General features: G+C 65.6%; 17 protein-coding genes. 10 read left to right on the top strand and 7 right to left on the bottom strand.

The window, feature by feature from the left end; translation table 11 throughout:
• Positions 1–146 precede the first annotated feature (146 nt).
• From APH33_RS20985 to APH33_RS20960, 6 genes are all read left to right on the top strand, one after another.
• A complete protein-coding gene (locus APH33_RS20985; protein WP_371263269.1) occupies positions 147–1739 on the top strand; it encodes an ABC transporter substrate-binding protein in 1593 nt (530 codons plus the stop codon).
• Positions 1736–2722 (top strand): ABC transporter permease, encoded by a 987-nt coding sequence (locus APH33_RS20980; protein WP_054887008.1) that lies wholly within the window; start codon positions 1736–1738, stop codon positions 2720–2722. The genes APH33_RS20985 and APH33_RS20980 overlap by 4 nt, the downstream gene beginning before the upstream one ends.
• Positions 2719–3582 (top strand): ABC transporter permease, encoded by an 864-nt coding sequence (locus tag APH33_RS20975; protein WP_054887007.1) that lies wholly within the window; start codon positions 2719–2721, stop codon positions 3580–3582. The genes APH33_RS20980 and APH33_RS20975 overlap by 4 nt, the downstream gene beginning before the upstream one ends.
• Complete coding sequence (locus APH33_RS20970; protein WP_054887006.1) at positions 3579–5291, top strand: ABC transporter ATP-binding protein; 1713 nt, start codon at positions 3579–3581, stop codon at positions 5289–5291. The genes APH33_RS20975 and APH33_RS20970 overlap by 4 nt, the downstream gene beginning before the upstream one ends.
• A gap of 149 nt (positions 5292–5440) precedes the next feature.
• Positions 5441–6652 (top strand): acyl-CoA dehydrogenase family protein, encoded by a 1212-nt coding sequence (locus APH33_RS20965; protein WP_054887005.1) that lies wholly within the window; start codon positions 5441–5443, stop codon positions 6650–6652.
• On the top strand, positions 6649–8031 hold the full coding sequence (locus APH33_RS20960) for an MFS transporter (protein ID WP_054887004.1): 1383 nt from the start codon (positions 6649–6651) through the stop codon (positions 8029–8031). The genes APH33_RS20965 and APH33_RS20960 overlap by 4 nt, the downstream gene beginning before the upstream one ends.
• A 125-nt stretch (positions 8032–8156) precedes the next feature.
• Here APH33_RS20960 and sfnR read toward each other — a convergent pair whose 3' ends face one another.
• From sfnR to APH33_RS20930, 6 genes are all read right to left on the bottom strand, one after another.
• A complete protein-coding gene (gene sfnR, locus APH33_RS20955; RefSeq protein WP_054887003.1) occupies positions 8157–9257 on the bottom strand; it encodes a sigma54-dependent transcriptional activator SfnR in 1101 nt (366 codons plus the stop codon).
• Positions 9258–9266: 9 nt separating this feature from the next.
• Positions 9267–10451, bottom strand: coding sequence for an acyl-CoA dehydrogenase family protein (locus tag APH33_RS20950; RefSeq protein WP_054887002.1), 1185 nt, complete (start codon positions 10449–10451; stop codon positions 9267–9269).
• 9 nt (positions 10452–10460) lie between these two features.
• Positions 10461–11021 (bottom strand): FMN reductase, encoded by a 561-nt coding sequence (gene msuE, locus APH33_RS20945; RefSeq protein ID WP_054887001.1) that lies wholly within the window; start codon positions 11019–11021, stop codon positions 10461–10463.
• Positions 11022–11309: 288 nt separating this feature from the next.
• On the bottom strand, positions 11310–12158 hold the full coding sequence (locus tag APH33_RS20940; protein ID WP_054887000.1) for a proline/glycine betaine ABC transporter permease: 849 nt from the start codon (positions 12156–12158) through the stop codon (positions 11310–11312).
• Positions 12155–13171 carry an ABC transporter substrate-binding protein gene (locus tag APH33_RS20935; RefSeq protein ID WP_054886999.1) on the bottom strand — a complete coding sequence of 339 codons (1017 nt, stop codon included), beginning with the start codon at positions 13169–13171 and terminating at the stop codon, positions 12155–12157. The genes APH33_RS20940 and APH33_RS20935 overlap by 4 nt, the downstream gene beginning before the upstream one ends.
• Before the next feature lie 219 nt (positions 13172–13390).
• Positions 13391–15535 carry a methyl-accepting chemotaxis protein gene (locus APH33_RS20930; RefSeq protein ID WP_054886998.1) on the bottom strand — a complete coding sequence of 715 codons (2145 nt, stop codon included), beginning with the start codon at positions 15533–15535 and terminating at the stop codon, positions 13391–13393.
• A 234-nt stretch (positions 15536–15769) separates the two neighbouring features.
• On the opposite strand from APH33_RS20930, the gene APH33_RS20925 reads away from it, so the two are divergent.
• Complete coding sequence (locus APH33_RS20925; protein WP_054886997.1) at positions 15770–17089, top strand: Na+/H+ antiporter family protein; 1320 nt, start codon at positions 15770–15772, stop codon at positions 17087–17089.
• 4 nt (positions 17090–17093) lie between these two features.
• Here APH33_RS20925 and APH33_RS20920 read toward each other — a convergent pair whose 3' ends face one another.
• The gene (locus APH33_RS20920) at positions 17094–18101 is read right to left on the bottom strand and encodes a FecR family protein (protein WP_054886996.1); all 1008 of its coding nucleotides are present in this window, start codon (positions 18099–18101) and stop codon (positions 17094–17096) included.
• A 270-nt stretch (positions 18102–18371) separates the two neighbouring features.
• On the opposite strand from APH33_RS20920, the gene APH33_RS20915 reads away from it, so the two are divergent.
• The 3 genes from APH33_RS20915 to APH33_RS20905 are packed head-to-tail and all read left to right on the top strand — an operon-like array spanning position 18372 to position 21601.
• A complete protein-coding gene (locus tag APH33_RS20915) occupies positions 18372–18845 on the top strand; it encodes a MarR family winged helix-turn-helix transcriptional regulator (protein WP_054886995.1) in 474 nt (157 codons plus the stop codon).
• A 30-nt stretch (positions 18846–18875) separates the two neighbouring features.
• A complete protein-coding gene (locus APH33_RS20910) occupies positions 18876–20069 on the top strand; it encodes an HlyD family efflux transporter periplasmic adaptor subunit (RefSeq protein ID WP_054886994.1) in 1194 nt (397 codons plus the stop codon).
• Positions 20066–21601, top strand: coding sequence for a DHA2 family efflux MFS transporter permease subunit (locus tag APH33_RS20905; RefSeq protein WP_054886993.1), 1536 nt, complete (start codon positions 20066–20068; stop codon positions 21599–21601). Before APH33_RS20910 ends, APH33_RS20905 begins: the two co-directional genes overlap by 4 nt.
• The last annotated feature ends 671 nt before the right edge of the window (positions 21602–22272 follow it).

Below are 22272 nucleotides of genomic sequence, written 5' to 3'. Positions count from 1 at the left end.
GCCCCAGCACCCAACCCCCGCCAAACCCCAACAAAATCAACCCGTTGAACCCGGCACAACTCCTGCAACAGGCCCTTCAAAGCCCAGTCCCCGCAGGAGCGCCCTTGAACACCCCCATCCTCCCCCTGATCCCGCTCTGCACAGCCCTGGCCTTGCTCGGCTGCGAAAAAGCCGAGCAACACACCGCACAAACCACCACGCCGCAACCGGGCGGCACGCTGGTCTACGCCACCGACCGCGAACCCACCTGCCTCGACCCGCACGTGGCCGGCGACATGCCCCAGGTGTTCGTCGCCCAGCAGTACCTCGATTCACTGGTCTCGATGGGCAGCCAAGGCCAGATCGGCCCCTGGCTCGCCACACGCTGGGAAGTCTCCCCGGACGGCCTGCGCTACACCTTCCACCTGCGCCGCGACGTGCATTTCACCGACGGCACCCCCTTCAATGCCGAAGCGGTCAAGGCCAACCTCGACCACATGGCCAACCCCAAGACCCAGTCCAGCACTGCCGGTGGCTATATCCGCCAGTACCGGGGCACGAAGGTCATCGATCCCTACACTGCCGAGGTGACGCTGGCCACACCCTACGCGGCCTTCCTCGAAGTGTTGGCGCAGGGCTTTCTCGGCATCCAGTCGCCCACCGCGCTGCTGCGCAGCCGCGACCAGAACTGCGAAAGCCCGGTGGGCAGCGGGCCGTTCAAGGTGGTGCGCTGGGACCGGCAGAACCAGGTGGAGCTGGTGCGCAACCCGGACTACAACTGGGCACCGCCGACCGCGCAGCACCAAGGCCCGGCCTACCTCGAACGCATCGTCTGGAAGTTCATCCAGGAACCGTCGGTGCGCTTCGCCTCATTGCAGGCCGGTGAGGTCGACGTGATCGAAGCGCTGCCGCCGGAGTCCCACGAAGCCGCGCGGCGCAACCCCGATGTGGACCTGATCATCGCCCAGCGCCCGGGCAACCCCACCAACGGCACGTTCAATCTGCGCCGCGCCCCCTTCGACGACATCCGCGTGCGCGAAGCCTTCGTGCGCAGCGCCGATGTCGAAGGCGCGCTCAAGAGCGTGTACTTCGGCGAGTTCCCCCGCGCCGGTGGCCCGCTAAGCATCGCCACGCCGTTCTACAGCGGCGACTTCGAACACAGCCAGGACTACGACCCGGCCCGTGCCGCCAAACTGCTCGACGAGGCCGGCTGGACAGCACGCGACAGCGAGGGTTACCGCACGAAGAACGGCCAGCGCCTGCGCGCCGTGGTGCTGATCGGCGCCCGTACGCCACCTTCGGAACTGACCTTGTGGGAACAGGTGCAGGCTACCACCCGTCAAGCCGGCCTGGAGTTGGTGCTCGATCAGATGAGCGACGCCCAGGTCACCGCCCGCCAGGCCGCCTGGGACTACGACATCCGCACGGGCTACTGGAATACCAACACCCCGGACGTGCTGCGCATCATCTTCACCACTGCGTTCGTGCAGCCGGCCGGAGTCGGTGGCTATCACCAGAACTCCTCGGGTTACGCCGACCCAGGCTACGACGCGCTGCTCGACAGCGCCCTGGCCACCCAAGACGCCGGCCAGCGCCGCCAGCGTTACTTCAAGGCGCAGCAGCAGGCGGCCGCGCAGTACCTGCAACTCACCACCTACCCGCAAAGCACACGCCTGGGCATCTACAAGACCGCCCACGGCGTGCGCCTGGAGCCTTCACTGGCGGTGACCTACCTCTATGACGCATGGGTGAATAAATGACTACGACGACTCTGGCGGTGACCGACCCGCGCCGCGAGCGCCTAGCCGCCCTGGGCCGGCGCGCCGCCATCCGCCTGGGCGGTGGTGCGCTGGTGTTGTGGGCGGTAGCGACGCTGACCTTCTTCGCCCTGCGCCTGATGCCGGGCGACCCGGTGCTGGCGATTCTCGGTGGCCCCAGCGCCAACCCGACGCCGGAGGCGATCGAAGCCGCCCGCGTGGAGTTCGGTCTCGACCAGCCACTGGCCGTGCAGTACCTCTTTTACCTCGGGCGCCTGCTGCAAGGTGACCTCGGCGTGTCGTACTCGCAGCACCTGCCGGTGACCCGCGTGCTGGCCGAGCAGGGTGGGGCGACACTGGAACTGACCATCGCCGCGTTGGCGCTGGCCTGGCTGCTGGTCCTGCTGCTGACGGTGATCACTGCCGGGCGGGGCAGGCTGGTGGGCGGCATCGCCTCGCTGGCCGAAACCCTCAGCGCCGCCTTGCCGCATTTCTGGCTCGGCGTGGTGCTGCTGGCGGTGTTCGCCTTCGGCTTGCGCTGGTTCCCGCCCGCAGGCAGCGACAGCTTCGCCAGCCTGGTGCTGCCGGCGTTCTCGCTGGCGATTCCGTTGGCCGGGTTCATTGCCCAGGTTACCCGCGAATCCCTTGAGCTGACCCTCGAACAACCTTTCGTGCTCACTGCCCGCACACGGGGCCTTAGCGACCTGGCCGTGCGTTTCCGCCACGCCTTGCGCCATGCCTTGCTGCCGGGCGTTTCGCTGTCGGGCTGGGCCATCGGTGCGCTGATCAGCGGCGCGGTGGTGTGCGAGGTGATCTTCTCGCGCAAGGGCATCGGCCGTCAGCTGTACCAGGCGGTGCAGGCCCAGGACATGCCCCTGGTGATCGGCGTCAGCCTGGTGGTGGCGGCGGGCTATGTACTGGCGAACCTTCTGGTCGACCTGCTGTACCAGTGGATCGACCCACGGCAACAGGAGGCCGCAGCATGACAGACCTGACCCTTGACCAAGCGCTTGCGCCGTTGCGTCGGCAACGCCAGCTGCAGCTGCCACCTCTGGGTGCCAGCCTGGCGATCCTGTTCCTCTTCGCCCTGGTGTTGGCTGCGTTGGTGCCGGGATTGTTCACCGGCGTCGACCCGCTCGCCATCGTCCCGCGTGACGCTTTCCAGCCGCCAAGCTGGGCGCACTGGCTGGGCACCGACCAATCGGGCCGCGACATCTTTGCCCGGGTTATCCACGGTGCGCGGCAGAGCCTGCTGATCGGCGTGGCGGCCACGGCCATCTCCATGGCCATCGCCATTGCCCTCGGTCTGCTCGGGGGGCTTGGCGGCGCCCGGGTGGACCGTGCGGTGGGCTGGATGCTGGAAGTGCTGTTCGCCTTCCCTAGCCTGGTGCTTGCGCTGCTGTTCGTGGCGGTGTTCGGCAGCGGCGTCGGCCCGCTGATCGTCGCCACCGGTCTGGGCGGTGCGCCGGGCTATGCGCGCATGGTCCGTGGCCAGGTGCTGGCGGTGCGCAATGCCGGTTACATCGAGGCGGCGCGGGCGTTGGGCCATCCGACCTCACGCATTGTGCTGCGCCAGCTGTTGCCCAACGCGATGCGGCCACTGGTGGTGACGCTGACCATGGGCGTCGGCCAGGCCATCGTCTGGGCCTCGGCGCTGAGCTTCCTGGGCTTGGGCGCCCGGCCGCCAGCGCCGGAGTGGGGCACCATGTTGTCCATGGGCCGCGACTTCATCGCCAACGCCTGGTGGCTGACCTTCTTCCCCGGCCTGTTCATCGTCCTCACCACCTTGGCCACGACGGTGACTGGCCGCTATATCCAACAACGTCTGGAGGGCCGCCTGCCATGAGCGACAAGAGCTTGATCGTCGAAGGCCTGAACGTGGCTTTCGAGGGCCGCAGTGTGGTGCGCGGCCTGTCCTTTACCTTGGCGCCGGGCCGCTGCGTGGCGCTGGTGGGCGAGTCGGGTTCAGGCAAGAGCGTCAGTGCCCGCAGCCTGGTTGGCCTGGCCGGCACCAAGGCTCAGGTGAGCGCTCGTCAGTTGAGCTTTGGCGGGCATGATCTGCTCGGCCTGAGCGAACGTCAGTGGCGTGCGGTACGCGGCAAGGACATCGGCTTCGTGCTGCAGGATGCGTTGGTGTCACTCGACCCCCTGCGGCCGGTGGGCAAGGAAATTCTCGAAGTGCTGCAGACCCATGGGTACGGCGACCGCCAGTCGCGTACAGCACGGGTGCATGAGCTGCTTGAGCAGGTCGGGGTGCCCGACGTCGAGTTGCGCGCCCGTCAGCGCCCCGGGCAGTTGTCCGGTGGCCTGCGCCAGCGTGCGCTGATTGCCAGTGCCCTGGCCCTGGACCCTGCGCTGGTGATCGCCGATGAGCCGACCACCGCGTTGGACGCCACGGTGCAGGCGCAGATTCTCGAGGTATTCCAGCAGATCAAGGCGCGCGGCGCCTCGCTGTTGATCATCAGCCATGACCTGGCGGTGGTCGCGCAACTGGCCGACGAGGTGGTGGTGCTGCGCCATGGCGAGGTGGTGGAGCAGGGGCCGATGCAGCAGGTGTTGCGTCAGCCTCGGCATCCGTACACCCAGGCCTTGCTGGCGGCGGTGCCGGCCGAGCATCCGCGTGGTAGCCGGCTGTCGCCGGAGCGCGCGGGTGTGCGCCGCGAGCCACGGCCACGTGCGCACCGCGACGTGCTGCTCGAAGGCCGTGGCCTGGGCAAGCACTACCTCGGCCCGGACGGCCTGTTGCGCCAAGTGGTGCAGGGCGTCGACTTAACCCTGCGCGCCGGGCGCACCTTGGGCATTGTTGGCGAATCCGGTTCGGGCAAGACCACCGTGGCACGCATCGCCCTTGGTCTGTTGCAACCCGACCAGGGCGAGGTGCTGTATCGCGGCCAGCCGTGGAACCGCCCGGCCAATGCCGTGAGCGAAGCCGTGCGCCGGCCATTGCGCCGCGACATCAGCGTGATCTACCAGGACCCGCTGGGTTCGTTCGATCCGCGCTGGAACGTGGCGCAGATTCTCGACGATGCCTTGCAGGTGGCCGGTATCGAAGCGGCGGCCCGCCCGGCGCGCATTGCCGTGCTGCTCGACCAGGTGCGCCTGCCGGCAGAGCTTGCCCAGCGCCGGCCTTTGCAGCTGTCCGGCGGCCAGCGCCAACGGGTGGCGATCGCCCGGGCAATCGCCAGTGAGCCGAAAGTGATCATCTGCGACGAACCGGTGTCGGCGCTGGATGTGTCGGTGCAGGCACAGGTGCTCGACCTGCTGGCCGACCTGCAGGATGAACTGGGCCTGGCCTACCTGTTCATCTCCCATGACCTGGGGGTGATCCGCCATGTCAGCGACGACGTGCTGGTGATGCGCCATGGCCAGGTGGTGGAGCAGGCGCCGGTCGAAGTGTTGTTCGAGCGCCCGGCCCACGCATACACCCAACGGTTGCTCGGCGCAGTACCGCGCCTGCCTGGCAGCGGCGCCGATCTGGTGGTGCCGCCGCTGGACCTCGAACACGAGGCCTTTGACCTGTTCGACGAGACCCGCCTCTGGAAAATCGCGATCTGATCTGCGAGTTCCTGCCAGAACACTTGACCCCTGTGGGAGCGGGCTTGCCCGCGAACACCGGCGAAGCCGGTGCCATGCACTGCGTCGAATGCTTCGCGGGCAAGCCCGCTGCCACAGGGACATGAATGTTGTTAGAGAAGGACTGAACCGTGAGCACTTTCCAACGTTTTCCAACCCTGCCGCCGGCGACCGATGTGGCGCAGCTCAAAGCCCGCATCATTGCCTTGTTGCCCACCATTGGCACGGGCGCCGCAGAACGCGAGCGCGAACGCCAGCTGCCCCATGACGCCATCGCCCAACTCGCGGCAGCCGGGCTCTACACCGTACGTATCCCGACCCAGTACGGTGGCCCCGGCGGTACCGTGAGCGATGTGATCGAACTGCTGCTGCAGATCGCCTCGGTCGACTCCAACGTCGCCCAGGCCCTGCGGCCGGGCTTTGCCTTTGTCGAAGGCCTGCTGGCCGCCCGGGGCGAGGGTGCCGAGCAGGAGCGCGAGCGCTGGTTTGCCCGATACCTGCAAGGCGCCGTGATCGGCAATGCCGGCTGGGAACTGGGCGGCGCCAATGGCTCCATTGCTGCACGCCTGGTCCGCGAGGGCGATCACTGGCGCGCCAACGGCAGCAAGTTCTACAGCACCGGCGCATTGTTCGCCGACTATGTCAGTGCGGTGGCGCTGGATGAGGACGAACAACCGGTGTCGTTCATCCTGCCGCGTGACCGCGAGGGCCTGGAGCTGGTCGATGATTTCGATGCCATGGGCCAGCGCCTGACCGCCAGCGGTACCACGCATTTGCGCAATGTGCGGGTCGAGGCCAGCGAGATTCGCACGCGCACCGTCGAGGAGGGCAAGCGCACCGTCGTCACGCCATTTCTGCAGTTGTTTCTCGGCACTGTGCTGGCCGGCATCGCCCGCAACGCGCTGGATGACGCCACACGCTTCGCCCGCGAGCATGCCCGGCCAATCAAGCACAGCACGGCCAACCGTTCGGTGGATGACCCCTACGTAGAATTGTCGGTCGGCGACATTGCCGCCCGCGCCTATGGCGCCGAGGCGCTGGTACTCAAGGCCGCAGGGACGATCGACAGGGCCTGGGCCGCGCAGCTGGACGAAGCGGCCGTGGAGCAGGCCGCCATCGAGGTGGCGCAAACCCAGTACCTGGTCGCCGAGCTGGCGCTCAAGGCGGCGGAAACCCTGTTCGATGTCGGGGGGGCCTCGACCACCGGCCGCCAGCACAACCTTGACCGCCACTGGCGCAACGCACGCACCGTGGCCAACCACAACCCGCGCCAGTGGAAGGCGGCGGTGGTCGGTGCCTGGCAGCTCAAAGGTACCCGACCACCTGTGTCGGGGCTGTTTTGACCGCCCAGCCGGCCTTGCTGGCCGGCCATCTGCAAAGCCCCAAGGTGCCGGTGATCATCGGCGCAGCGCTGTTCATGGAGCTGCTCGACAGCACAGCGGTGATGACAGCCTTGCCGCAGATGGCCGCCGACTTCGGTGAACCCGGGCTACGCATGAACCTGGTGGTTTCGCTGTACATGCTCGCCCTGGCCCTGTGCGTGCCGGTCAGCGGCTGGGCTGCCGAACGCTTTCGCCCACGCCAGGTGATGTTGCTGGCGATGGGCTTGTTCACCGCCGCCTCGCTGGCCTGCGCCCTGGCCGAGACGCTCTGGCAGCTGTGCCTGGGGCGCATGCTGCAGGGGGCGGCGGGGGCGTTGATGACGCCGGTGGGGCAGGTGATCATCCTGCGCTGGTCTAGCCGCGAACAGTTGCTGCAGGCCATGTCCTGGCTGGCCTTGCCGGCCTTGGTGGGGCCCTTGATCGGGCCACTGCTCGGCGGGTTGCTGGTGACGGTGCTGTCGTGGCACTGGATCTTCCTGGTCAACCTGCCGATCTGCCTGGTCGGCTGCTGGCTGGTCCTGCGCCACGTGCCGGACTACCCGGCACGGCCGGTGCCAGCGCTGGACGGGCGCGGCCTGCTGCTCAGTGGTGGCGCCTTGGCCATGCTGGTGTTCGGCCTGGAGTCGCTAGGGCTGGGGCAATTGCCATGGGCCTGGGCACTGGTGCTGGTTGGGGGTGGCGTCGCCTGTGCCTTGGGTTATCTGCTGCACGCCCGGCGGCACCCCAATCCTCTGGTCGATCTGTCGCTGTTGCGCCTGCGCAGTTTTGGCGTTGCCCAGGCCGGTGGCGGGCTGTTTCGCCTCGGCTCGGCGGCGCAGCCATTCCTGATCGTGCTGTTGTTGCAGAACTGCCTGGGCATGAGCCCGCTTGCCGCCGGATGGCTGGTGGTCAGCGGTGGGGTGGGGGCGCTGTTGATGAAGCTGCTGGCTGTGCCGTTGGTGCGGCGCTACGGCTATCGACAGGTACTCAGTTGCAACGCCGTGCTCAGCGCTGCGGGAATTGCCCTGTGTGCCAGCTTCGATCGCGACACCGCGGTGTGGTTGATGGCGGTGGTGTTGTTCGCGGCGGGACTGGTGCGCTCGCTGCAATTCTCGACCTTGGGGGCTGCCAGCTATCAGGATGTACCAGGTGAGCGCTCGGCGGCGGCCAGTTCGTTGTCGGCCATGTCGGTGCAGTTGACCATGGCGATGTCAGTGAGCCTGGCCGGGGTGATGCTGGGGCTGTTGGCCGGGCTGGACGGGCGCAGTGAAACGTCGGTGGCCGACATTGCCAAGGTGATGCTGCTTTGCGCCGGGGTGTGCGGGGCGTCCGGGTTAGTGTTCCGGCGATTGGCGGGCTGATGGTTGTGGTGCCTGCTCCGGCCTCTTCGCGGGCACGCCCGCTCCCATAGCAATTGCACAAGTCTCGGCGCTGTGGTGATCCTGTGGGAGCGGGCGTGCCCGCGAAGAGGCCAGTACAGGAATACTCAGATGGATAACCGCACCACCCGGTTATCCAGCACCTGTGGCTGCTGTGCCCGACGTTTGTTCACCACCAGTTCGCCAATGGCAATCAACCGCGTGCGCGTGACATTGCGCGACAACCCGAGCAACTGCGCGGTATGCACCTGGTTGTAATGGCAGAAGTGGTAGGCCGAACGCAGCAGGGCATTCTCGACCTTCTCGTACAAATCGCCAGGCTGTTCCTCATACAACCGGCTGAACGCCTGCAGCAGCAGATCGTCCACGCCAGGGTTGACCGGTTCTCCTTCCTGGCGTTCCAGGCGCAGGTTGGACAGCCGCAAGTCCTGCGCCTGCACCACGCCGTCGCCGCAGGTCAGCAGGCTGTGGTGGATGACGTTCTCCAGCTCGCGGATATTGCCTGGCCAGCTGTACTCGACCAGCTTGGCCTGGGCTTTGGGGCTCAGCTCCACCGGCCCGTAGCCCAGCCGCTCGCTGTAGCTTCTGATGAAGTGCCGGGCCAGTGGCAGGATGTCCCCCGGCCGGTCGCGCAGCGGGTGCAACTGCAGGGTCACCACGTTCAGCCGGTAGTACAGGTCTTCGCGGAAATGCCCGGCGTTGATCGCCTTCTCCAGTTGCACGTTGGTCGCCGCCAGCACCCGCACATTGATCGGGATACTCTTGCGCGAGCCCAGGCGCACCACTTCACGCTCTTGCAACACGCGCAGCAGCTTGACCTGGATCGGCAACGGCAGGTCACCGATCTCGTCGAGGAACAGCGTGCCGCCGTTGGCCTCTTCGAACCAGCCGGCCTTGGCTGCCAGGGCACCGGTAAAGGCACCTTTTTCATGGCCGAACAGCTCGGCTTCGACCAGCGACTCGGAGAATGCGCCGCAGTTCACCGCGATGAACGGGCCGTTGCGCCGGCCGCTGAGGTTGTGGATATGCCGTGCGACCAGCTCCTTGCCCGTGCCGGTTTCGCCAATGATCAGGACGCTGGCCTCGCTGGGGGCGACCTGTTGCAGGTGGGCGAGCAGCGCCTGCGACCTGGGGTCTTCGAAGACCTGTGCGGTCGCCCTGATCGAGGTAGCCAGTGTCGGTGACGGGGGGAGGGTCAGCAGTTGCATGAGCGATCCTTAGGAATAGAAGGATGGAGCGGGGCGCTTGCCGCACAGGGCCCACTCGCCGAGCTCGTGGATGCGGTAATCCACCGGGTCGTGCAGGGTTTGCGTCCTCAGATTGCGCCAGTGGCGGTCGAAACGCAGCGAGGCGTGGGTGGCGCGTGCGCCGGTCACCTCGAACAGGCGGTTGCAGATGTCCAGGCCGTGGCGCGTGGCCGCGACTTTGGCAGTGCCGATTGCCAGTGCCAGGTCGCCGCGTTCCTCGGCGCTCAGCGCCTGCTCCTTGGCCCAGGCGCTATCGAGCTGGCGGGCGGCGCGGGCGATCAGCAGGCGCACGCTCTCAAGGCCCACCCAGAACTCGCCGTAGTGGTGCAGCACGTACGGGTCTTCGGCGCTGCGGGCTGCAGTGGAGCGGAACCACGGCCGGCTTTCCTTGAGGCTGTACTGGCGCGCCTCGTCGAAGGCGCCTTCGGCGATGCCGAGGAACAGGTTGGCAAAATGCAGCTGGGCGATCAGCGGACGCAGGGCGGCGAACGGCGTGCTCAACGGCCCGGGGTCGAGCAGCAGCTCGGCGTGTTCGACGCGTACCCGTTCGAAGGTGGCGCTGCCGCTGTCGGTCTGGCGCTGGCCGATGTTGCTCCAGTCGTTGTGCAGGGTGATGCCGGTGCGCCCGCTGGGGATCGCTGCGATGAGCAGCTTGCCCCCGGCGCGTTCGTCCACCGCCGAGGCGATCAGCATTTCCGAGTCGCTGGCGCCGGAGCAGAAGCTCTTCTTGCCGGAGAACTCGCACCAGCCGTCGAGGTGCCTGACCACGGTGCGGGTGTCCAGCGGGTTGAGGGCGTTGCCCCAGAACCAGTGCTTGCGTGCGGTCTGCTCGAACCAGGGTTGCCACTGCTCCGGGCGCGAGAACAGGCGCACGGTGGCCAGCATCAAGTGGTGAAAACCGAACACATGCGCAAGCGAGCTGTCGACCCGGGCGAACTCGCGCACCACCTCGAAGGTGTCATGCCAGCTCGCGCCCTGGCCGCCGAAGGACTGGGGAATGACCAGCGACAGTAACCCGCTGCTGCGCAGGGCATCGCGTTCGGCCTTCGGCGTGCCACCGCGTTCGTCGCGCTCCACTGCGGTCTGGGCGAACTGCAAGGCCAGGTCGCGCGCCACCGCCAGTGCCGGACGGGCCGCATTCAAAGGTGCATTCATGACGGCTCCTCAGGCGCTTTCACGCAGCGCGTGATGGGCCCCGAACAGCGGCACGGCGCGCTCGGCGGCCAGGCGTATGCGCGCCCCAAGGGCTTCGCTGGAAACCTTGTAGTCGGCTAGCTCGGCCTGGCTGGCATACACGCCGATCGGCAGGGTCAGGGCCTGCAGGAAGCTGAACAGCGGGCGCAGTTGGTGGTCGAGGACCAGCGCGTGGCGTTCGCTGCCCCCGGTCGCAGCAAGCAGCACGGGCGTGTCGACCAGGGCGTCCTGGCCGATCAGGTCGAACAGGTGCTTGAAGTGGCCGGGGAAGCTGCCGCGGTAGACCGGCGCGGCAACCACCAGCAGGTCGGCCTTTTCCACCAGACGCAGCTGTTGCTCCACGGTGTCGGGCAGTTCGCTGCGCCACAGGGCGGCACCCAGCGGCCGGGCGATGTCACCCAATTCGATCAGGTGTGGCTTGATGTGCAGGTGCTGGCTGAGTTCGGCGAGGATCGCCTCGGTCAGGGCCAAGGTGCGAGAGGGGCGGGTGGTACCGCCAGACAGGGCGACGACGTTCAGTGGGGTGCTCATGGGCAGGTCTCCGGTTCTGGTTGAGCGGGGGACTTTGCTTGAGCAATCGTCGTGCCGAGTTATCAATGCTTTATGGATCAACAGGTTGCGAAACTTTAGACGCTACCGCTGTTGCTTTGTGGGCGTTGTGTGTTGATCGGGTGTTGCGCTGCAGACAGTTGGCCGGGTGTTGGCGGCTGTACAGTTGGGACCGTTATAGCGAAATTGAGCGTGGTTAAAAAAGAATAAGAATTCATATTCTTATGCAATTGAGCGGCGCAGCAGCCATCGCGGATGGCGGGTGGCCGATTACTTGCCGTTGCGCCCATAGGCCTGGCTGATCCGGTCGATGACCATCGCCAGCGCGACGATGGCCAACCCGGCTTCGACGCCTTGGCCGACATTGAGCGTCTGGATGCCTGCCAACACATCCTCGCCAAGCCCCCGGGCACCGATCATCGAGGCCACCACCACCATCGACAAGGCCATCATCACCGACTGGTTGAGCCCGGCCATGATGCTCGGCAACGCCAGCGGCAGGGCAATGCGCCGCAGCCGCTGCCAGCGGCCGGCACCGAGGCCATGGGCGGCCTGCAGCAGTGAAGGGTCGATCTGGCTCAGGCCCAGCTCGGTCAGCCGCACCAGCGGTGGCAAGGCATAGATCAAGGTGGCGAACACCGCAGGTACCTTGCCCAGGCCAAACAGCATCAGCACTGGGATCAAATAGACGAAGGCCGGTAGCGTCTGCATCACGTCCAGCACCGGCAACAGCAGGCGCCGGGCCAATGGACGGGTGGCCAGCAAAATGCCCAGGGGCACGCCAACCAGTACGCACAGGCCGGTACTGACCAGCACCAATGCCAAGGTCTGCAGCAGTTTGTCCCACAGCCCGAGCATGCCGATGAACGCCAACAGTGCGACCAGCACTACGCTGCGCAGCAGGCTGCGGCTGGCATGCCAGGCGAGCAGGCCGACCAGCAACAGCAGCAGCCACCAGGGTATCAGGCGCAGCAGGTTCTCCAGGCCGACCAGCAGCTGCAGCAATTGGTCGGAGACACTGCGCAGGTGGTCGCCATAGTGCAGCACCAGCCAGTCGACCCAGCGGTTGATGGTGTCGGCGAAAGACAGTTGCAGGGCTTCGGGAAAGCCAGCACTCACAGGCTCGCCTCGACCTTGGTGGCCACCTCAGCGGGCAGCCAGGCCTTCCACACCTGCGGGTTGGCGCGCAGGAACGCCTTGGCGGCATCGGCTGCTGGCTGGCGCTTTTCGTTCATCTCGGCCAGGGCCTTGTTGAGGACGTCGATGGGCAGGTCGACCTTCTCGAAGACCGTTACCAAGTCCGGGTAGCCATCGCGAAAGGCCTTGGACACACCGATCGACAGCTTCGCCGGCAACGACTGGCTGCCTTTCGGGTTCGGGTTTTTCGCATCGGTCAGGGTGGCCCAGGCGCTCGCATCGAACGGCGGTTCCTGCAGGCGCATCAGGTCGTAGCGCCCAATCAGCGCGGTGGGGCTCCAGTAATAGAACAGTACCGGCTGGCCGCGGCGGATGGCCGAGCTGATTTCGGCGTCCAGCGCTGCGCCGGAGCCACTGCGGAAGTTGTTGTAAAGGCCATCCAGGCCATAGGCCTTGAGCTTCTGACTGTTGACGGTCTCGGACGTCCAGCCACTGGGGCTGTTGAGGAAACGGCCTTTGTCTGGCAGCTCGGGGTCGCGGAACACCTGCGGGTAGCGCTTGAGGTCGTCGACGCTGCGCAGGTCCGGGGCCAGAGGCTTGAGGTTGCGGGCCGGGTCACCCTTGATCACGTAGGCCGGTACCCACCAGCCTTCCTCGGCATTTTTCACCGTGTCGCCCAGGGCGAACACCTGGCCGGCCTGTTCGGCCTTGACCCAGGCGGGGCTGCGCCCGGCCCATTCCTCGGCGATCACCTGCAGGTCGTTGCGCGCCAGTGCCACCTCCATGCTCACCGAGCTGCCGGGGAGGGTGTCGGTGGGGTAGCCGTAGCCGTGCTCGACGATGTGACGCAGGATTTCCGTGGTCAGGGCGCCGCTTTCCCAGCCGATGGCGCCGAAGTGGATGGGTTTGGCTTGCTCTGCCGATGCGGCGCTGTCGGTGCTGGCCAGGCCGATGGTGAGTAGCAGGCCGGCCAACAGCGCAGGGATTGTCTTCATGAGGGCCTCTTGGTTTGCCGCGCCTTGGGTTTGGGGCAAGTGTAGACGAGGGGGGCGGGCACCCAGGAGGGAGGTTTGCGTGATGGGGCTGCAAGCGCCTCGCACCGACATTCCGGTAACGCCTGACGCACGGCCACGTAGCGCAGCGGTTGGTGACGAGCGGTGGGATGACGGGAGTGGGCACCGCTGCGCGCCCCCGCGCAGCGGCCTGCTAGCCCTTTAGACGCGGAACTGGTCCATCAGCGCCTGCTGCTGGTTGGCCAGGCTGTTCAGCGACTGGCTGACCCGCGCCGACTCGTTGGCCTGGCCCGACAGCGATTCGGTGACATCGCGGATGGTCGCCACGTTGCTGTTGATCTCTTCGGCCACTGCGCTTTGTTCTTCGGCCGCCGAGGCGATCTGCAGGTTCATGTCGGTGATCACGCTGACGGCCTGGCCGATGCGCTGCAGTGCGCTGACCGCCTGGCCAACCTGCTCGACGCCACCTTGAGCCTGGCGGTGGCTCTGGTCCATGGTGCCCACCACATCACGGGTGCCGGTCTGCAGGGCCTCGATCACCTGGCGGGTTTCTTCCACCGACTCCTGGGTGCGCTGGGCCAGGTTGCGCACTTCATCGGCGACCACGGCAAAGCCGCGGCCAGCTTCACCGGCGCGGGCTGCTTCGATGGCGGCGTTGAGCGCCAGCAGGTTGGTCTGCTCGGCGATCGAGCGGATCACCTCCAGCACCGAACCGATTTTCTCGCTGTTCTGCGCCAGGCCTTCGACTTCGGCCATGGCTTCGCTCATGTTGGCGGCCAGGGCATCGATGCTGGTGGTGGTACGGTCGATCACCGCCAGCCCCTCGCGGGTGGCCTGGTCGGCCTCGCGGGCAGCCTGCGCGGCCTGGGCGGCGCTGCGAGCGACGTCCTGGGCGGTGGCGCTCATTTCATGGGACGCAGTGGCCACCTGGTCGACCTGGCGGTACTGCTGTTCCATGCCGGCGCTGGTTTCGCTGGCGATGGCCGACGACTGGTCGGCGGTGCCACGGGCGGCCTGCACCGAGCGCTTCACCTCGGCGATGGTCGGTTGCAGCTTGTCGAGGAAACGGTTGAACCAGCCGGCCAGTTCGCCGAGTTCGTCGCGCTTGTCGTAGGTCAGGCGGCGGGTCAGGTCGCCTTCACCGCTGGCGATGTCCTTGAGCATCGCGGCCACGCCGAGGATCGGCTTGGTCACGCCCCGGGCCATCAGCCAGACCAGCAGCAGGCCGGCGATCGCGGCGGCCAGGCCCAGGCCCAGTTCGAGCAAGGTACCGCTGGTGTTCAGGATGTCCAGTTCTTGCTTGAGTGCTTCGGCGGGGCCAGTCAGGGCACTTTCTGGCACATCCAGCAGCACGCCCCAGGGCTGAGCACCGGGGACCGGCTCGAAGGCGGCCAGCACTTTAAGGCGTGCCTGGTCGTGGACGATGTTCAGCTTGCCGGTGGCCAGCTTTCGCACCAGCTCGGCGCCCTGGCGCGGGTCGACCTGGTCGAAGCGCTGGGCCAGCTTGCTGGCGTCGGCGCTGTAGCCGGCCAGCAGGCCGACCGGGCTGAGGATACCGACCGTGGTGCGGCCCTCGTAGAGGCTGCGGCTGGCGTCCTGGCTCAAGGCCTGCAAGCTGTTGAGGTTGATGTCGATGGACAGGGTGGCGATGATCTTGCCGTTGACCGCCAGCGGGAAGACGATACTGGTCATCAGCACGCGCTGACCGTCGATGTCATAGAAGTACGGCTCTACCACGCAGACCTTGCCGGTGCTGCGCGGGCAGGTCCACCAGGTGTTGGCCGGTTGGCCGCTGGGGCCGATCTCGGTGTTGGCCATGTCGTGCTCGGGCAGGGCCATGGCGGTCAGCTGGCCGGCGCGTGGCTGCGACCAGTACAGGGCGAAGCGCCCGGTTTCGTTGCTGCCCAGCTCGGCTTTGCCGGCGAACAGGCTGTCCTTGTTGTCCAGTGCGTTGGGCTCGAACACCAGCGACAGGCCGAGCAGGTCGGGGTTGGCCTGCAGCGCGGCGCGCACTTGGCGGGTCATGTCTTCGCGCAGGTCGAACGCATCGAGGAAGCGTTTTTCCGCCTGTTCACGCAAGAACAATACCTGGCGAGAGAACCCCGCACCGTACTGGTAGGCGTCCATGAACTGGCGGCGAATGTTCAGAGCCTGAACCTCGCCTTGCGACTCGATACGCGACTGCGCGGCCTCGGTGAGCATATGCATGCTGCTGGCCTTGACCAGGTCCGAGCTGTGGTCCATGCGGTACAGCGAAAGGCCGACGAGCAGGGTGACGATGCTGGCGAGGCAGAGACCGGCGAGCAGGGTGATCTTCCACTGAATGGAAAGTTGTCGCAAAGGCATGGGGAGTCCCTTTTTCTGGCAGTAAGGGTTTGGCGGTGAGGCTCAGAGGTGTTTGGCTTGAGGTTTTCGGCGCCTGTGAGCCTCCCCCTGTATCGGCCGTGGCGCTTTTTTCTTTATTCAAACATTCAATTTAAAATGGCAGCGAAATACGCCGCCCTATGGCGTTTTTGACATCCAACTCCCAGTCCTTCAGAGTGCGCGCTTTTTGTCTGACGCTATGAGGAACCCCAAACCATGAACGCAGTGATCGCCGCCGTCGGCATCATGCTCATACTCAGCCTGTCCCGCGTGCATGTGGTCATCGCCCTGATCATCGGCGCCCTGGCCGGTGGCCTGGTCGGTGGGCTAGGCATCGAAGGCACGCTCAAGGCCTTCAACGGTGGCCTCGGCGGCGGCGCCACGGTGGCGCTGTCCTACGCGTTGCTCGGCGCCTTCGCCGTGGCTATTGCCAAGTCTGGCCTGGCACATGCCCTGGCCGACCGCGCGCTGAACATGATCGACCGCCAGGGCCATGCCAATGGCGGCAAGGTCAAATGGCTGCTGATCGGCCTGATGCTGGTGGTGGCGGTGTCGTCGCAGAACATCCTGCCCATCCACATCGCTTTCATCCCGCTGCTGGTGCCGCCACTGCTGTATGTGCTGACGCGCCTGCGCATCGACCGTCGGCTGATCGCCTGTGTCATCACCTTTGGCCTGATCACGCCGTACATGTTCCTGCCGGTGGGCTTCGGCAACATCTTCCTCAACGAGATCCTGCTGGCCAACGTCGCCAGGGCTGGGGTCGATGTCAGCGGGGTCAACGTCACCCATGCCATGGCCATCCCGGCCGCAGGCATGTTGGCCGGCTTGCTGCTGGCGGTGTTCATCAGCTACCGCAAGAAGCGCGACTACGACCTGGCGCGCATCGAGCAGGTCGAGCAGGTCAGCGTGCAGTACAACCCGCTCACCCTGCTGGTGGCGGGGCTGGCGATCGCTGCGGCATTCGTCGTGCAACTGTGGCTGGACTCGATGATCATCGGCGCCATGGTGGGCTTCCTGATCTTTTCGCTGTCGGGGATCGTGCGCTGGAAGGACACCGACGACCTGTTTACCGAGGGCATGAAGATGATGGCCATGATCGGTTTCATCATGATCGCCGCGTCCGGGTTTGCCGATGTGATGAAGGCCACCGGCGAGGTCAAAAGCCTGGTCGAGGCCGCAGCGCAGTGGGTCGACCACAGTAAGGGCATTGGCGCCTTGCTGATGTTGCTGGTGGGGTTGCTGGTGACCATGGGCATCGGCTCGTCGTTCTCGACGGTGCCGATCCTGGCTGCGATCTTTGTGCCGCTGTGCGTGCAGCTGGGCTTCGATCCATTGGCCACGGTATGCATCGTCGGCACCGCAGGTGCCCTGGGCGATGCCGGCTCGCCAGCGTCGGATTCGACCCTTGGCCCGACCTCCGGGCTGAATGTGGATGGCCAGCACCATCACATCTGGGACACGGTGGTCCCCACCTTCCTTCACTACAACCTGCCGCTGCTGGCGTTCGGCTGGCTGGCGGCGATGACGCTGTAAGGCGTCAGCCCTTGTCGGGTGGTGGGGAAATGCTGTTGAGGACGGTGCTGCCGTCCTTGCTGCGGGTCAGGTAGACCGGCAACACCTTGGGCAGGTTGTCCACCAGCCGCTCGACCTCGCCGGTGTTGTAGATGCCGCTGATGCGGATGCGCCCGGTGCCTGGGTCGGCCAGCAGCAGCGGGGCGTCAAGGTAGCGGTTGATCACCGGCAGGGCCTGCTCCAGGCTCAGATTGTCGAGCACCAGCTTGCCGTTGCGCCAGGCCAGGCTGTTGTCGTAGTCGCTGTTCTCGGCCAGTTGCGGTTCGAAATCACCCGTGTGGTAGCTGGCCTGCATGCCAGGGCCAAGGCGGTAGCCGCCAGCACTGCCCGCGCTGCTGACCAGCACCGAACCCTGCACCAGCGTGACCTTGACCTGGTCCTGGTACTTCCAGACGTTGAACTGGGTACCGGTGACGCGGGCCTGGCCGCCACCGGCGCGGACGATGAACGGGTGGCTGCTGTCGTGCTGCACCTTGAAGAAAGCTTCGCCACGCTTGAGGGTGACCTGACGCTGGTCCTTGTAGTTGAGGTAGGTAAGTTCCGTGTGGAGATTGAGCTCGACCATGCTGCCGTCGCTCAACTGCACGGTCTTCATCTGGTTGCCCGCTTCGAAGTGCTGGTAGTGGTTGGGCAACCAGCCTTGCTCCCAACCCACCCAGCCGGCCAGCGGCAATACCAGCAGGGCCAGCGCTGCTGCCGAGGCCAGTGGCCGCCAGTTGCGTGACCGTGGCAGGTGCTGCGCGGGCAGGTTGAAATCGATGACCGTGGCGGTGCGCGGCAACAGGTCGGCGGTTTGCCAGATTTCCAGCATCGCCTGGTATTCCTCGGCATGACGCGGGTCGGCCGCCAGCCAGCGGGAGAAGGCCTCACGTTCGACCAGGGTGCAATCGTCGGCGTGCAGGCGCATGCACCAGTGCGCAGCGGCATCGGTGATCGGATCGTCTGGGCTGGGATTGAGGCGGTCTTGGTTCATCATGGCTCCGGGTTTTGCGCATTCTACCCCTGCACAGGGGTTCCGGAGAACCGAGGTAATGGCGAATGACTATCAGTTATGTGTGTTTTTCGTCGGTTGAGCAAGGGATTTCCGGCGTTTGAGAACGCTTCGCGGCAAACGGCTTGCGTGCCCGCTGCATCGTCGTCGACAACGGCTGTTTCATGAATATTTGCATAGCAGCCTAATCAAAGCTTTGACATTCACTGCCTAGGCAGTAATATTTTTAAACAATTCCCCGAGCAGACCCCGATGCCTCATTTCACCCCGGAAAACTTCCAGACCTGCGCCATCGGCATGCTGCTGGGCCGGGCGGCGATCCTCAAGGACCGCATTCTCGACTGGCACCTCGAATCGGAAGGCGTCACCGCCGCACAGTTCAAGGTGTTGATCATTGTCACCCAGTACGAGGTGGATACCCCGGCCGAACTGTGCCGCTACCTCGGCCTGGACAGCGGTTCGATGACCCGCATGCTCGACCGCCTCGAGCAGAAGGGCCTGATCTTGCGCAACCGCTGTCCTGATGACCGGCGCCAGGTGCGCCTGGGGCTGACCGCCGATGGCCAGCGCCTGGCCGACCGCCTGCCGGAGATCGGCGCGGCGGCGATGAACGAACTGGTCGGCGTGTTGCAGCCGGACGAACTGAAGTCTCTCGAAGGTCTGCTGGCCAAGGTGCTGTTAGGTGCCGGCGACCCTCTGACGATCCGCCGCTTCGGCGATCGTTGATCCCTGTTACGCATTTTCCAAGGTATTGTCATGGCCACTCCCACAGACACCACAACTCCCTCCGCCGACGCGCCAGCGTCGGGCAAGCGCAAGGCCTGGCTGCTTGGCCTGCTGTTGCTGGTACTGCTCGCCGGCGCCGGCACCTGGGCTTGGTACAGCCTGATCGGGCGCTGGCACGAAAGCACTGATGACGCCTACGTCAACGGCAACGTGGTGGAGATCACGCCGCTGGTGACCGGCACTGTCACCAGCATCGGCGCCGATGACGGCGACCTGGTGCATGCCGGCCAGGTGCTGTTGCAGTTCGACCCGTCCGACAGCGAAGTGGCCCTGCAGTCCGCCGAAGCCAAGCTGGCGCGCAGCGTGCGCCAGGTGCGCGGGCTGTACAGCAACGTCGACTCGCTCAAGGCTCAGCTGGAAACCCGCCAGGCCGAGCTGCAGAAGGCGCAGCAGAACTACAACCGACGCAAGGTGCTGGCCGACAGCGGCGCGATTGCCGCGGAAGAGATTTCCCATGCCCGGGACGATCTGACCGTAGCCCAGGCCGCCGTCAACAGCGCACGCCAGCAGCTCAACACCAGCACCGCGCTGGTCGACGACACCGTGGTGTCCTCGCACCCTGAGGTGATGGCGGCCGCGGCCGATCTGCGCCAGGCCTACCTCGACCACGCGCGCACCACCTTGGTGGCGCCGGTGACCGGCTATGTTGCCAAGCGTACCGTGCAGCTTGGCCAGCGCCTGCAGCCCGGCACCGCGACCATGGCGGTGATCCCGCTGAACGAGGTGTGGATCGACGCCAACTTCAAGGAAACCCAGCTGCGCGACATGCGCATCGGCCAGCCGGTGGAAGTCAGCGCCGACCTGTACGGCAGCGAAGTCAAGTACAGCGGCACGGTCGACAGCCTCGGCGCGGGTACCGGCAGCGCCTTCGCCCTGCTGCCGGCGCAGAACGCCACCGGCAACTGGATCAAGATTGTCCAGCGGGTGCCGGTACGTATTCACCTCAGCCCCGACCAGCTCAAGGACCACCCGCTGCGCATCGGCCTGTCCACCGTGGTCGAGGTCGACCTGCACGACCAGAGCGGCCCGACCCTGGCCCAGCAGCCACCGCAGCAGGCCAGCTACACCACCCAGGTGTATGACCGCCAGCTGGTCGAGGCCGATGACCTGATCGCCCGGCTGATCCACGAGAACAGCGCCACCGGCAAGACGGCCCAGCGATGAGCAACAACGCCCCGGCGCAGTTCACCCCGCCGAGCCTGCTACTGACCACCATCGGCCTGTCGCTGGCGACCTTCATGCAGGTGCTCGACACCACCATCGCCAACGTGGCGCTGCCGACCATTTCCGGCAACCTGGGGGTGAGCTACGAGCAGGGCACCTGGGTGATCACTTCGTTTGCGGTGAGCAACGCCATTGCCTTGCCGCTGACTGGCTGGCTGAGCCGGCGCTTTGGTGAGGTGAAGCTGTTCATCTGGGCCACGCTGCTGTTCGTGTTGGCGTCGTTCCTCTGTGGCATCGCGCAGTCGATGCCGGAACTGGTGGGCTTTCGTGTCTTGCAGGGTGTGGTGGCCGGGCCGTTGTACCCGATGACCCAGACCTTGCTGATTGCCGTTTACCCGCCGGCGAAACGGGGCATGGCGTTGGCGTTACTGGCGATGGTCACGGTGGTGGCGCCGATTGCCGGGCCGATACTGGGTGGCTGGATCACCGACAGTTACAGCTGGCCGTGGATCTTCTTCATCAACGTGCCGATCGGCTTGTTCGCCGCTGCCGTGGTGCGCCAGCAGATGCGCACGCGGCCGGTGGTCACCAGCCACCAGCCGATGGACCACATCGGCCTGCTGACGCTGATCGTCGGCGTCGGTGCGTTGCAGGTGGTGCTGGACAAGGGCAATGACCTGGACTGGTTCGAGTCGTCGTTCATCATCGTCGGCACACTGATTTCGGTGGTGTTCCTGGCGATCTTCATCATCTGGGAGCTCACCGACCGCCACCCGGTGGTCAACCTGCGGCTGTTCGTGCATCGCAATTTCCGGGTCGGCACCATCGTGCTGGTTGGTGGTTATGCGGGGTTCTTCGGCATCAACCTGATCCTGCCGCAGTGGTTGCAGACGCAGATGGGCTATACCGCCACCTGGGCGGGGCTGGCGGTGGCGCCGATCGGTTTGCTGCCGGTGATCATGTCGCCGTTCGTGGGCAAGTACGCGCACCGCTTCGACCTGCGGGTGCTGGCGGGGCTGGCGTTCCTGGCGATCGGCACCAGTTGCTTCATGCGTGCCGGGTTCACCAGCGAGGTGGACTTCCAGCACATCGCCCTGGTGCAGTTGTTCATGGGGATTGGTGTGGCGCTGTTCTTCATGCCGACATTGAGCATTCTGCTGTCGGACCTGCCGCCGCATCAGATTGCCGATGGCTCGGGGCTGGCGACCTTCCTGCGCACGTTGGGGGGGAGCTTTGCGGCTTCGTTGACGACGTGGATCTGGATTCGTCGGGCGGATCAGCATCATGCGTACCTGAGTGAGCATATCAGCCAGTTCGATCCGGCGACGCGGCATACACTGGAGCAGATGGGCGGGGCGAGTGCGCAGCACTATGCGCAGTTGGAGCAGATCGTCAATGCGCAGGCGTACATGATGTCGACGGTGGATTACTTCACTTTGATGACCTGGGTGTTTGCCGGGTTGATCCTGCTGGTGTGGTTGGCCAAGCCACCGTTTACGGCGAAGGCGGGGCCGGCTTCGGCGGGCCATTGAGGCAGTAACGCTGCTGTTGCTGTTGCTGTTGCTGTTGCTGTTGCTGTTGCTGTTGCTGTTGCTGTTGCTGTTGCTGTTGCTCTTGCTCTTGCTCTTGCTCTTGCTCTTGCTCTTGCTCTTGCTCTGCTTTTGCTTTGGCTTCTAAGCGCGCGATAGTTCAGGCGACGCAAATTGCGACTTCAGGAGGCCGAACGGAGGTCTTGCGGAGGGAGGTGACGGGCATGGATGCCCGTCAAGCGCTGGGCCCCAGGATGGGGCCTGCAGCGCGGTCCTCCCGGGAGCAAGGCCGGAGTGAGGGGACCCCGGAGCGTAGCGCAGGGGCCGGATGATGGGAGCGGGCGGCTTTGGTTACTTTGGCCAAGACCAAAGTAACCCGCCGTAAGGGCGGAAAGGTGACTGTGCGCCACCATCGCAAATGAATGCGCACCTGATCTGAAAGCCAAAAGCCAAAAGCCAAAAGCCAAAAGCAAAAAACCAAAAGCCAAAAGCCAAAGCTCGACTGCGACGGTTTTGAATATTCCGAATCCATTCATTTGCGATGGCGACGCACAGTCACCTTTCCGCCCTTACGGCGGGTCACTTTTTGTCAAACGCGACAAAAAGTAACCAAAAAACGCTGGCTCCTATCATCCGGCCCCTGCGCTGCGCTCCGGGGTTCCCTCGCTCCGGCC

Origin of the sequence: Pseudomonas sp. NBRC 111130, from assembly GCF_001320485.1 — a bacterium.
GTDB lineage: Bacteria > Pseudomonadota > Gammaproteobacteria > Pseudomonadales > Pseudomonadaceae > Aquipseudomonas > Aquipseudomonas vlassakiae.
The sequence above is the reverse complement of the archived record's forward strand: the minus strand, read 5'-3'. Positions and strand labels throughout refer to the sequence as shown.